Source organism: Cupriavidus sp. D384 (assembly GCF_001652915.1).
Lineage (GTDB): Bacteria > Pseudomonadota > Gammaproteobacteria > Burkholderiales > Burkholderiaceae > Cupriavidus.
The window spans coordinates 75,845-87,923 of sequence record NZ_BBQI01000098.1 but is presented as its reverse complement, the minus strand read 5'-3'; the positions used below and the strand labels follow the sequence as shown (position 1 = coordinate 87,923).

Sequence of the window (12,079 nt, the reverse complement as noted above, 5' to 3'; positions counted from 1 at the left end):
TGACAACGATGTCATACGATGTCCGAAGTCTAGGACGTTTATCAGGATGCACCGCCTCATGACCACCTCGCCCGCCTCTGACGCCATCACTTCCATTCGCCTGTCGTCCTGCTACCTGCCGCTGGCTACGCCGATCAGCGACGCCAAGGTGCTGACCGGCCGCCAGAAGCCGATGACCGAAGTGGCGATCCTGTTTGCCGAGATCCGCACGGCCAGCGGCCACGAGGGCCTGGGTTTCAGCTATTCCAAGCGCGCGGGCGGCCCCGGCCAGTTTGCGCATGCCCGGGAGATTGCCCCTACCCTGATTGGCGAAGATCCGAGCGATATCGCCAAGCTGTGGGACAAGCTGTGCTGGGCCGGTGCCTCGGTCGGACGCAGCGGCCTGTCGACGCAGGCGATTGGCGCCTTCGACGTGGCGCTGTGGGATCTGAAGGCAAAGCGTGCCGGCCTGTCGCTGGCAAAGCTGCTGGGCTCGCATCGCGATTCCGTGCGCTGCTACAACACGTCTGGCGGTTTCCTGCATACGCCGCTGGACCAACTGCTGGTCAATGCGGCCGCGTCGGTGGAGCGCGGCATTGGCGGCATCAAGCTCAAGGTGGGCCAGCCCGACGGCAAGATCGACATCCAGCGCGTGTCCGCCGTGCGCGAAAAGCTGGGCGACGCCGTGCCCATCATGGTCGACGCCAACCAGCAGTGGGACCGCCCCACCGCGCAGCGCATGTGCCGTACGTTCGAATCGTTCAACCTCGTGTGGATCGAGGAGCCGCTCGACGCCTACGACCATGAAGGCCATGCCGCGCTGGCGCAGCAGTTCGATACACCCATCGCTACCGGCGAAATGCTGACCAGCGCCGCCGAGCACTGGGACCTGATCCGCCATCGCGCCGCCGATTACCTGATGCCCGATGCACCGCGCGTGGGCGGCATCACGCCGTTCCTGAAGGTCTGCGCGCTGGCCGAGCATGCCGGGCTGATGATCGCGCCCCACTTCGCCATGGAACTGCACGTGCATCTGGCCGCAGCGTATCCGCGCGAGCCGTGGGTCGAGCATTTCGACTGGCTCGAACCGTTGTTCAACGAGCGGCTCGACATCGCCAACGGCCGCATCATCGTCCCGACCCGGCCGGGCCTGGGGCTCACCGTCAGCGAACAGGCCCGCGCATGGACGCGCGAGCAGGCCGACTTCGGCGCCAGCTGATCCGACCGTTCGCAGTCTTCGGACAGCATCGCCGCACACACCAGTAAAACGGAAACACAAGGAGACAAACGATGATGAAGAAAGCGCTGGTATCGCTACTGCTTGGGGTCACCATGGCGGCAGCCCACGCCGCCTGGCCAGAAAAGCCGGTGACGATGATCGTACCGTTCCCGCCGGGCGGATCGACGGATAACATCGCCCGCATCCTGAGCGCCAAGTTCCAGCAGACGTTCGGTGGCAGCTTCGTGGTGGACAACCGTCCCGGCGCGGCCGGCATGATCGGCGCGGCAGCGGCCAAGCGCGCGCCGGCCGATGGCTACACACTGTTCGTGTCGTCGCTGGGACCGTTCGTGATCGGCCCGCACCTGACGAAGACCGCCGGCTATGACCCGACGAAGGACTTCGACTACATCAGCGTGGCCGTGCAGGCGCCCAACGTCCTGGCCGTGCCGGCCAGTTCGCCGCACAAGTCGCTGCAGGACGTCATCAACTACGAAAAGGCCAATCCGAACAAGATGACGTTCGCGTCGGCGGGCAACGGTACCAGCGACCACCTGACGGCCGAGCTGTTCTGGCAGCAGACCAACACCACGGGCGTACATGTGCCCTACAAGGGCGGTGCCCCGGCGCTGAACGACCTGCTGGGCAGCCAGGTGGATGCCACGTTCATGAACATCAACACCGCCGTGCCGCACCTGAAGGCCGGCAAGCTGCGCGCGCTGGCCATCACCAGCAGCAAGCGGTCGCCGATCCTGCCCGACGTACCGACCATGGAAGAACTCGGCTACAAGGGCGTGACCGTGTATTCGTGGCAGGCCATTGCCGCGCCGAAGGGCCTGCCGGCCGATATCAAGGCCAAGCTGCACAGCGCCGTGGTGGCCGCGATGAACGATCCGGCCAACAAGCCGAAGCTGCTGGAACTCGGGTTTGAAGTCGTGGCCAATACGCCGGAGCAGTTCACGGCGTTCCAGGCATCGGAGTTCGCGCGCTGGAAGAAGGTGATCCAGACCGGCAACATCACGGCCGACTAAGGTTCGGACAGCGCCGCCAGGCCCCTTCGCGGGCCGCTGCGCGCGGTAAATAGCATCGCCAGAGGGCGCCATCGTGGCGCCTTTTTTTCATTTCCGTGACAGGACGTCTTTTTACATCTTGTTGCCAAAAGCGCTCATTACGTCACTGATCTGACACGTTTCATCCTTAGTCTTGCGGGGCCTCGGGAAGCACATTTCCCGAATCACCCCAAAAGCCGAGGACTCCCCCATGCAATCGATGCGCCTGACCAGGGTGCTGCTGGCCGTCTGCCTGACGGCCGCGGCACTGTCCGCCTGTGGCGGCAACGACGACGGCCCCGCCAATCCGTCCAACCCTGCCAACCCGGGCGAGCCGTCCACCCCGTCCCAGCCGGTCGAAAAACGCTGCGCACCGTGATGCGCGCCGTGATCTCCGCCGATCGTCCGTACCGCCCGACTCTTCCCCGTACAGCAAGACCATGAACTCTCGCCGCAAATTCCTGCAGGCGAGCGCAGGCGCCGCCTTCTCGGCCGCAGCGCTCGCCGCCTTCCCGCCCAGCATCCGCCGCGCGCTTGCCATCCCGGCCAGCAACGTCACCGGCACCATCATGGACGTCCAGCACGTGGTCATCCTGATGCAGGAGAACCGCTCGTTCGACCACTACTTCGGCACGCTCAACGGTGTACGCGGCTTTGGTGACCGCATGACGATCCCGATGCCCAATGGCCGCAAGGTGTGGCAACAGCAGCGCACCAACGGCGCGCTGATGACGCCTTATCACCTGGACAGCACGGCCAACAATGCCCAGCGTGTGTCAGGCACCCCGCACGAATGGGACGACAGTCAGAACGCCTGGGACAACGGCCGCATGACGCGCTGGCCCGTGTCCAAGACCGACCGGTCGATGGGCTACTACAAGGAGCAGGAACTGCCGTTCCAGTTCGCGCTTGCCAATGCCTTCACGATCTGCGACGCGTACCACTGCGCCATGCACACCGGCACCGACGCCAACCGCTCGTTCCACATGACCGGGACCAACGGCGCAACGCCGCAGGGGGTCGCCTTCGTGAATAACGAGTGGGATGCCATCTACGGCGCCACCAGCGAAAACGCGGTCGGCTATACGTGGAAGACCTATGCCGAACGGCTGGAAGAGGCGGGCGTGAACTGGATCAGCTACCAGAACATGCCCGACGAATGGGGCGACAACATGCTGGGCGCATTTCAGACCTTCCGGCGCGCCAACCTCGCGTCGGGCTTTCCGGTGTCGAGCGGCGGCTCGCCCGGCCGCCCGTACGGCACGCCAGCCCAGGCCGTGCCCTACAAGGCGTATGACGCCGCCACCGACAACGCCGCCAATCCGCTCTACAAGGGCATTGCCAATACGCTGCCGGGCGCACAGCCCGAGCAGTACCTCGATACGTTCCGGCGCGACGTCATGAACGGCACGCTGCCCCAGGTATCGTGGGTGAACGCGCCATCGATCTACTGCGAGCACCCCGGCCCGTCCAGCCCCATCCAGGGCGCCTGGTTCCTGCAGGAAGTGCTCGACGCCCTGACCGCCAACCCCGACGTCTGGAGCAAGACCGTCCTGCTGATCAATTTCGACGAGAACGACGGCTTCTTCGACCACGTGCCGTCGCCGTCCGCGCCGTCGCGCAATGCAGATAACAGCTTCGCCGGCAAGACCACGCTGCCCGAAACGGCGTTGGCCGCCGAATACTTCAATCAGGGCCCGCCCGCTGGCAGCACGAGCCAGCCGGCTCCGGACGGCCGCGTCTTCGGCCCAGGGCCGCGTGTGCCGCTGTACGTGATCTCGCCGTGGAGCCGAGGCGGCTGGGTCAATTCGCAGGTGTTCGACCATACGTCGGTGCTGCGTTTCCTGGAGGCCCGTTTTGGCGTCAAGGAGCCGAACATCAGTCCGTTCCGCCGTGCCGTCTGTGGCGACCTGACCAGCGCCTTCAACTTCAAGACGCCAAACACCGAGGCGCTGCCCACGCTGACGGGCCGCTCCACCCGCGACGCGGCTGACCGGGTGCGCGCCGCGCAGCAGGCCCTGCCAGCCGTGCCGGTGCCCAGCGCCATGCAGTTGCCGGCGCAGGCGCCAGGTACCCGCCCGTCGCGCGCCCTGCCCTACGAACTGCATACCAGCGCGCGCTGCTATGACAGTGGCCAGGTCGAACTGATCTTCGCGAACACCGGCGCGCAGGCCGCGGTGTTTCACGTCTACGATGTCGCCAATATCGACCGTATCCCGCGCCGCTACATGGTGGAGGCCGGCAAGACGCTGATCGACAGCTGGGATGCCGCGCTCGCCAACGCCGGCCAGTACGATCTCTGGGTACTGGGCCCGAACGGCTACCACCGGCACTTCAAGGGCGACCTGAAGCAGTTGGGCCGGGCCGCCGCGTCGCCCGAGATCCGCGTCTGCTACGACATTGCCAACGGCAATGTCTTCGTGGACCTGATCAACAAGGGCGCCCGGCCCTGCACGTTCACGGTGACGCCGCTGGCCTACCGCACGGACGGCCCGTGGCAGGCCACCGTGGCGCCCGACGCTACGTCCACGCTGGACTGGAAGCTGCAGGATAGCGGCCAGTGGTACGACTTCGCGGTCACGTGCAGCAGCGACCCGGCGTACTACCGGCGCTTTGCCGGACGCGTCGAGACGGGCAGGCACACCGTCAGCGACCCGGCGATGGGCGAAGGCTGATCGTCTTCGCCGGTCCCGGCCACGGCGTGCCTGCTCCTGCTAGGGCGCGCCGGACGCCGCACGTCCCAGCAGCCGGCGCAGCTGGGTGGCGGTGTCCTCGGCTGCCGACAAAGGCAGCAGCGGCACGCCGATGGCCTTGTGCCAGTCCATCAGCGCGGCACTGTGCCCATCGGCAAAGCTGCGCACATTGCGCCGCAGCGCTTCGTGGCCGAATCCGAGTTCCACTTGAAGTTCGCCGTCGCTGACCACCAGTTGCCCCGATGCCGGCAGTTCCAGCAAAAATGGGTCGTAAACCAGTACCGACAGCACGTCGTTACGGCTGCGCAGGGCCAGCATCAGGTGCCGGGTCTGGTCATCGCTGCCGTCGAAATCGCTGATCACGATGACCAGGTGGTCGTGGTGCGCCAGCCGCAGCGCCCGTTCCAGCGCGCCATTGAGCTGGGCGGCGCCGCGCTGGGCCCGCGCATCGGCGCGCAGCCGCTGGTTGTGCCGGGCCAGGTCGCCCAGCAGATGCAGCACGCCGTGGCGGCTGCGCTGGGGCGCCATGCTGGTCTGGTCGGCGTCCCCGAAAATCACGCCGCCCACGCGGTCGCCATCGGCCACCACCCGCCACGCGGCCAATGCCGCGGCCTCGGCCGCCGTCACCGATTTCATGGCCCGGCGGCTGCCGAAGAACATGTTCATGCGCTGGTCCACTACCAGCAGTACCGGCCGTTCCTTTTCCTCGGCGTACAGGCGCACGTGCGGCTTGCCGGTGCGCGCCGTGACGCGCCAGTCCATCGTCCGGACATCGTCGCCGGGCAGGTAGAGGCGGAGTTCCTCGAAGGCCAGCCCGCGACCATGCACGCGCGACCCATGCCGCCCGGACAACAGGCTGTGCACCGGCTGCCGCGTGCGGAAATGGAAGTCGCGCACGCTGGCTTCCAGGCTGGCCAGCGCGGCCAGGTCCACGCTTACGCCGGGCACCACCTGCGATGCGGCAGGCGCGCGGTCGGCGTTCGCGCTGGCCGGGGCGCGGGCGCGCGCGGCGATGTCGCGGGTCATGGCGCGTGGGTGTGCCGTGGCGGTCTCAGGCCACCGCCACGCGTTCAAGCAGCCGGTCGATCACGGCATCGGCGGCCACGGCTGCGGCGTGGGCTTCGTACGAAAGGATCAGGCGATGGCGGAACACATCGTGCACCACGGCCTGCACGTCGTCGGGCGTCACGTGGTCGCGGCCACGCAGCCACGCGATGGCGCGCGCCACCTTGTCGAGCCCGATCGACCCGCGCGGACTCACGCCGACCTGGATCCAGCGCTTGAGGTCGTCGTCGAACCGCCCCGCGTCGCGCGTGGCCTGTACCAGCGTGACGATGTAGCGCTCCACCGGCTCGCTGACCGTCACGCCATGAATGGCCTGGCGGGCGGCAAAGATGGCCTCGGGTGACAGCCGCTGCTCACTGGCCTGTGCACCCGCGCCACCCGCTGGCGGCTTCGCCGTGCCGCCGTCGTCCTCTTCCGCCCGGGCCAGCCGGATGATCTCGGCCTCGGCATCGGCTTGCGGATACCCGACACTCACATGCATCAGGAAGCGGTCCATCTGCGCCTCGGGCAGCGGATAGGTGCCTTCCTGCTCGATCGGGTTCTGCGTCGCCATCACCAGGAATAGCGGTTCGAGCGGATGCGTCTTGCCGCCAACGGTCACCTGCCGCTCTTCCATGGCCTCCAGCAGCGCCGCCTGCACCTTGGCGGGAGACCGGTTCACCTCGTCGGCCAGCACCAGGTTGGCGAACAGCGGGCCGGGCTGGAAGCGGAAGTCGCCCTTGCCCCCGTCGGTGACATAGATGTCGGAGCCGGTGATGTCGGCGGGCAACAGGTCGGGCGTGAACTGCACGCGCGACAGCCTGGCATCCAGATGTCTGGCAAGGCTCTTGATCGCCCGCGTCTTTGCCAGTCCCGGCAGACCCTCCACCAGCAGGTGGCCGTTCGCCAGCAGGCCCAGCAGCAGCCGCTCGATCATGCGGGCCTGCCCAACAATGGACTCGCCCATGCGCGCCTGAAGCTGCAGGATGTCGTCGCGCGCATTCATCGTGGTCTCCTAGCGATCCGGGCGTCCGCCCGTGAACCAGTTGTAGTAGGGGTTGTCCGGGTCCGCGCGCATGACCGTGTCGATATCGCGCATCCATTGCGCACGGTCGCCGCGGTAGGCATCGAGCCCCGCCGCATAGAACGTATGCAGCGTGGCCCGTTCGCGGCGGATGTCCTGGTACAGCGCATCGCTGGCGCCGCGCAGCGGCGGATCGCCGGTCAGGTCGAGCAGTTCGCGCAGCACGGGAGGAAAGTCCTGCCGGCGTACCCAGCTGGTGTACTCGATGCGTGGCCGGTCGTCGGTCACGGCCGGGGCATCGCCTGCAAACCAGTCCAGCCCGGTGCGATCGGTGACATAGGTAGCCAGCAGCGCCGCGGGCGACGCCACCCCCACCGCGCGCAGCGCCGCCGACACCTGCGGCTGGGCGAAACGCGAGGCAATCGTGGCTGCGTCCAGCGCCATCGGCTGCAGTGATCCCACCAGCAGCATTTCGTGCAATTCCGTGGTCCACAGCGTGGCATGCGGAAACACATCCAGGAAGCTGCGCACCAGCGAACGGGTGTCGTCACGGTTCTGCGTCGGCAGCGGCAGCCACTGGGCCACGATGCCGCCCGCCTGCAGCCGCGCGGCGGCCAACTGGTAGAACTCGCGCGAATACAGGTTGACCACGCCGCTGGCCGAAGGCGGCGGTGGCTCCAGCGTGATCAGGTCGTAACGCTGCGCGCTTTGCAGCAGTTCGCGGCGCCCGTCACGCAGGCGGATATCCATCCGCGGGCTGCGGCTGACGTCGAAATTGCCCTGGAACTCGGGCACGGCGCGCACCACGGCGGGTAATAGTTCCGCCACCACGCGCTGTTCAAGCCCCGGGTACTGCAGCGTCGCACCGGCCGTGATGCCCGTGCCCAGCCCGATCACCAGCGATGCGCGCGGCGTGCCGTTGTGGACGATCAGCGGCAGCAGCGCCTGCAGGCGCATGTAGCGCAGCGAGGTCATCGTATCGCCCGAATTCGACACGCCCTGGATATAGAGACGATGAAAGCGCTGCGCGGCCTTGCCCTGCTCCACCACGGCCACGGTGGCGCCCCGGCTTTCTTCATAGAACACCAGGTCGCCGCCGCGTGTCTTTGCCAGCAATGCGGCGAGCCGGTCGGCAGGCGTCGCCACGGCAACGATCAGCGCGACGACGGCCAGCAGCGGAATGCCAAATCGGGCGCGGCGCCCGACGCCATCGCCAAACGCCACCGCCAGGATGGCTACCAGTCCGCTGGCGGTCGCCAGCACGCCGAGCGTATGGATCACACCCAGCGTCGGCACAAGCCAGACGCCTGCCAGCACCGATCCCGCGATGCCACCGAGTGTGTTGAGCGCCAGCACCGCGCCCACGCCAGACCCGGTGCGCGACGGATCTACCGTCAGACGTACCACGTACGGAAAGGCCGCGCCCAGCAGCAGCGTGGGCACGAACACGATGCATAGCGCCGCCACCGCGAAGCTGGCGCAGGTGGCCGCCAGCAGGTTGCCGGTGGCGCCCTGCACGCGCTGCGACACCAGGTGCTGCGCGGCGGGCAGCCATTCGCCCAGCCACGCGAATTCGACCAGCGCCGCCAGTCCGGCGCCCACGATCAGCAGCGCGAACACGCCCCACGGGTCTTTTGCACGGTCCACGCGCCGGGCCACGAAGATACTGCCGATCATCAGGCCGGCAAGGTATGTGGCAAGCATCACGGCAAAGGCAAACGCCCGCGTGCTCAGGAACTGGACGATGGCCTGCGACCAGACCACCTCGTAACCGAGCGCAATGGCGCCGGCCAGCGCATAGAGCGTCAGCGCCAGCACGCGCTGCCCCGATGGGCGCACGTCAGCCGGCTGGGCCGAAGGTGCATCGGCAGGTGCGCTCAGCGTACGGCCGAACCACCAGGCACCCAGCGCCGCCAGGCCGTTGAATGCGGCCGCAACCAGCGCGCTGCCGGTAACGCCCAGCATCGGAATCAGGACAAAGGCCGCCAGCAGCGTGCCGGCGATGGCGCCGGCCGTATTGGCCGCGTAAAGCCGTCCGCCATTGCCGCCCAGTGCCACGCCATCGCCGCGAACCGCGCGCATCAGCGCCGGCAGGGTGCCGCCCATGGCGATGGCGGGCAGCGCCACCAGTGCCAGCGGCAGCAGCCAGGCAGCGGCCCCGATCCGCACTTCAAGCCATGCGAAAGGTGCTGCGGCGTGGGCCAACGCCAGAGTCGCCGCGATACCCAGCACGGCAATCGCCGCTTCCAGCCACAGGTAAAGGCGCCAGGCAGATGCCGTGCGGTCGGCCAGCCTGCCCACGGCCCAGCCGCCCAGCGCCAGCCCGCCAAAGAATGCGCTGACGCCGATGGTGACCGCGTGCACGTCCACACCCACCACCAGCGACAGCTGCTTGATCCACAGCACCTGATAGACGAGTCCGGCCACGCCGGACAGACACAACAACGCCGCGGCCCGCAAGAGGCCGTGGCGTGCCTGGGCTTGCACGCCCGCTGCCGCGGAGACGGCGCCAGATGCCCGGCGCGAGACGCGTTGGCGCTTCATGCCGGGCTCCAGCTTGCGATGGGTTGCCGTCACTTTTTCTGCTGTTGCGGTTGCTGGACCTTGGCCAGCCTGGTCAGACGCGTGCCCGTTTCTGGTCTCATCGAAAGCTCCCTCTGGTTTGGGTCAGGGCGTCAGGCGTTCAGGAAATCGCCAGGATCAGGGCCGGACAAATGGATAGATGCGCGCCCAGTCCTGCTTCATGCTGATGACGGTCCAGCCGCGCGTGAGCGCCTCGTCCAGCGCCTTGTCGAGCTTGCCGATGCCCGACTTGCGGTCGTACGCAAACTCGCGCTCGGCATCGTCGTGGTGGACCAGCACGGCCAGGCGCTGGCCGGTGCCGGCCATCGTGTACTGCAGCATCTGCAGGTCGCCGTCGGAATTGCCCACGGCCAGGATCGGCCGCCGGCCAATCTGCCGATAGATGCCCACCGGCTTGCCGGCGCCGTCATTGATGAATTCGAGCTTGGGGCCGCGCAGCAGCGTGGGCTGGCCATTGCGCACCTCGTACGTCACGGTCTGCGTGGACCCCACCACCTGCTCGGGCGGGATGCCGTACACACGCTCCGACCACGGCCGCATGAACTCGATGGTGCCGCCCGACACGATGAACGTCTTGAACCCGTTGGCCCGCAGGTAGTTCAGCAGCTCGATCTGCGGCTGGAACACCAGGTCGGTATAGGGCCGGTTGAATTTCGGGTGGCGCGCGGTATCCAGCCACGCGCGGATCGTGCGGTCGTACTCGTCCACCGTCATGCCGCTGTTGGCCTGGGCGATCAGCGGCAGCAGGCGCTTTTCCTCGCGCATCAGCCCGGCCATGTCATTGGCCATCAGCGCCTTGAAGGCAGGGTTGTTCTTCCATTCGGGATGCTGGGGCGCGGCGGCGCGAATCTGGTCGAGCAGGAAGAAGAACTGGAAGTACAGCGGCTGCTCGCTCCACAGCGTGCCGTCGTTGTCGAACACGGCGATGCGCTCCGCAGGTGGCACGTACTCAGGCGTGCCCGGTCGCGTGACCGCTTCGACGAAGCGGACAATGGCCTGTCGGGCCGCACCGTCGCGCCACGATGGCAATGCCGTTGCGGCGCTGGCCGCGGTGGCCGTTCCCGCTGGCTGCGCGCTGGCCGCCCCATCCGCACCGGGCGAAGACGCACAGCCGCCCAGTGCTGCCAGCAGCATCGCCAGGACGGCGACGGCCTTCACGTCGGACACCGCACGGCGAACAAGCCGATGGCTACCTGCCCAGGCGAATGGCATCGTGCTTTCCTCCTTGATCGTCAAAACGGGAAGCGGCTTACGGACGTGCGGCAAGCGCGGGCTGCCGGCGGGCTTCGGCCCAGGTGCCGTCATCCATCACCAGCCGGAACCCCAGGTGCGACATGCTCGTGTATGGATCGGTGCCGCGCCGGGCGCTGGGCCGGTAGCTCAGGCAAAAATCCTCGTTGCACAGGAACGACCCGCCGCGCGTCACGCGTTTGGGCGCGGACACCGGGACACCGGGTTCGGTCGGGTCCCACGAATCGGACGGGCCAGCCGGGTTCTGCAGCGCGGCCGTGGTCACGCCGGCCTCGCGCCGGAACTGGTCGGCCCGGTACCAGTCGGCAACCCATTGCCATGCGTTGCCGGTCATGTCGTAGAGGCCGTAGCCATTGGCCGGAAAGGTGCCCACCGGGCTGGTGCCCGCCGCGCCACCGGCCTTGGCGCTGACCACCGGAAAAGGCTGCACCTGCTGCCCCTGCCAGACGTTGGCCATCTGGCGGCCATCGGGCGCGAACTGGTCGCCCCAGGCGTAGGTGGACTGTTCCAGGCCACCGCGGGCGGCGAATTCCCATTCGGCCTCGGTGGGCAGGCGCTTGCCCACCCATCGCGCGTAGGCCTGCACGTCCTCGTACGAGACCTGCACCACGGGGTGGTTGTCCTTGCCGTCGATATTGCTGCCGGGGCCGTTCGGATGCTTCCAGTCGGCGCCGGGCACAAAGCGCCACCAGCGCCAGTACTCGCGCAGCGGCACCGGGCTGTTGGTGCCGACGAAGACCATGGCGCCGGCAACCATCGCGCTGTCAGGCGGTCGCGGCGTACCGGGCGGCAGCTGCACCTTGATGGTTTCCCAGTCCGGCCTGCGCTCGGCCGTGGTCAGGTAGCCGGTGGCGGCAACGAACTTGCGGAATTCGGCATTGGTCACGTGGTGCTGGTCCATCCAGAAGCCGTTCACGTGGACCTTGTGCGCGGGGCGCTCATTGGCTTGCGCCATCTTGTGGTCGCTGCCCATCTGGAAATCGCCGCCGGGGACATGGACCATGCCGCGCGGGCCACTTACCCCATCGCCGGCACGGATGGCCGGGGCATCGGTGCGCGCGCTCTTCGCGTGGTACCACCAGGTACCGCCGGCACCGGCCGCAACCATGCCCAGCGCAAGCGCCACCAGCCACACACGTTGGCGCCAGACCGGCGTGGCGGTGGCAATGGCCCTGCCTTGCTGCTTCCGTCCCATCGACACTCCTTGCACGATACGATTCGATCACCTGATCCAGCC

The 12,079-nt window shown here is 67.6% G+C and carries 9 protein-coding genes; 4 read left to right on the top strand and 5 right to left on the bottom strand.

Translation table 11 applies throughout. From position 1 onward, the window contains the following. The first annotated feature begins 58 nt into the window (after positions 1–58). The 4 genes from A9J21_RS24435 to A9J21_RS24425 all read left to right on the top strand — a co-directional run bounded on the left by A9J21_RS24435 (position 59) and on the right by A9J21_RS24425 (position 4,922). A complete protein-coding gene (locus tag A9J21_RS24435; protein ID WP_066740212.1) occupies positions 59–1,198 on the top strand; it encodes an L-talarate/galactarate dehydratase in 1,140 nt (379 codons plus the stop codon). 74 nt (positions 1,199–1,272) lie between these two features. Continuing rightward, entirely contained in the window at positions 1,273–2,229 is a 957-nt protein-coding gene (locus A9J21_RS24430; protein WP_066740210.1) for a tripartite tricarboxylate transporter substrate binding protein, read from the top strand. A gap of 229 nt (positions 2,230–2,458) precedes the next feature. After that, the gene (locus tag A9J21_RS32065; RefSeq protein WP_197497564.1) at positions 2,459–2,626 is read left to right on the top strand and encodes a hypothetical protein; all 168 of its coding nucleotides are present in this window, start codon (positions 2,459–2,461) and stop codon (positions 2,624–2,626) included. A gap of 61 nt (positions 2,627–2,687) precedes the next feature. Then, positions 2,688–4,922 (top strand): phosphocholine-specific phospholipase C, encoded by a 2,235-nt coding sequence (locus A9J21_RS24425; protein ID WP_066740104.1) that lies wholly within the window; start codon positions 2,688–2,690, stop codon positions 4,920–4,922. A gap of 39 nt (positions 4,923–4,961) precedes the next feature. On the opposite strand, the gene A9J21_RS24420 is transcribed toward A9J21_RS24425, so the two are convergent. From A9J21_RS24420 to A9J21_RS24400, 5 genes are all read right to left on the bottom strand, one after another. Continuing rightward, positions 4,962–5,966 (bottom strand): DUF58 domain-containing protein, encoded by a 1,005-nt coding sequence (locus tag A9J21_RS24420; protein ID WP_082926588.1) that lies wholly within the window; start codon positions 5,964–5,966, stop codon positions 4,962–4,964. A gap of 25 nt (positions 5,967–5,991) precedes the next feature. Further along, the gene (locus tag A9J21_RS24415; RefSeq protein WP_066740101.1) at positions 5,992–6,990 is read right to left on the bottom strand and encodes a MoxR family ATPase; all 999 of its coding nucleotides are present in this window, start codon (positions 6,988–6,990) and stop codon (positions 5,992–5,994) included. A gap of 9 nt (positions 6,991–6,999) precedes the next feature. Next, positions 7,000–9,552, bottom strand: a complete 2,553-nt coding sequence (locus A9J21_RS24410) for a fused MFS/spermidine synthase (protein WP_156546121.1) — start codon at positions 9,550–9,552, stop codon at positions 7,000–7,002. Positions 9,553–9,708: 156 nt separating this feature from the next. After that, entirely contained in the window at positions 9,709–10,725 is a 1,017-nt protein-coding gene (locus A9J21_RS24405; protein ID WP_231907029.1) for an HAD family phosphatase, read from the bottom strand. Positions 10,726–10,840: 115 nt separating this feature from the next. Continuing rightward, a complete protein-coding gene (locus A9J21_RS24400; RefSeq protein WP_066740098.1) occupies positions 10,841–12,037 on the bottom strand; it encodes an SUMF1/EgtB/PvdO family nonheme iron enzyme in 1,197 nt (398 codons plus the stop codon). Positions 12,038–12,079 lie beyond the last annotated feature (42 nt).

Excerpts from the sequence above, each read along its gene's own strand:
- A9J21_RS24435 (WP_066740212.1), top strand. The coding sequence starts at position 59 with ATGACCACCTCGCCCGCCTCTGACGCCATCACTTCCATTCGCCTGTCG.
- A9J21_RS24430 (WP_066740210.1), top strand. The coding sequence starts at position 1,273 with ATGAAGAAAGCGCTGGTATCGCTACTGCTTGGGGTCACCATGGCGGCA.
- A9J21_RS32065 (WP_197497564.1), top strand. The coding sequence starts at position 2,459 with ATGCAATCGATGCGCCTGACCAGGGTGCTGCTGGCCGTCTGCCTGACG.
- A9J21_RS24425 (WP_066740104.1), top strand. The coding sequence starts at position 2,688 with ATGAACTCTCGCCGCAAATTCCTGCAGGCGAGCGCAGGCGCCGCCTTC.
- A9J21_RS24420 (WP_082926588.1), bottom strand. The coding sequence starts at position 5,966 with ATGACCCGCGACATCGCCGCGCGCGCCCGCGCCCCGGCCAGCGCGAAC.
- A9J21_RS24415 (WP_066740101.1), bottom strand. The coding sequence starts at position 6,990 with ATGAATGCGCGCGACGACATCCTGCAGCTTCAGGCGCGCATGGGCGAG.
- A9J21_RS24410 (WP_156546121.1), bottom strand. The coding sequence starts at position 9,552 with ATGAAGCGCCAACGCGTCTCGCGCCGGGCATCTGGCGCCGTCTCCGCG.
- A9J21_RS24405 (WP_231907029.1), bottom strand. The coding sequence starts at position 10,725 with ATGCTGCTGGCAGCACTGGGCGGCTGTGCGTCTTCGCCCGGTGCGGAT.
- A9J21_RS24400 (WP_066740098.1), bottom strand. The coding sequence starts at position 12,037 with ATGGGACGGAAGCAGCAAGGCAGGGCCATTGCCACCGCCACGCCGGTC.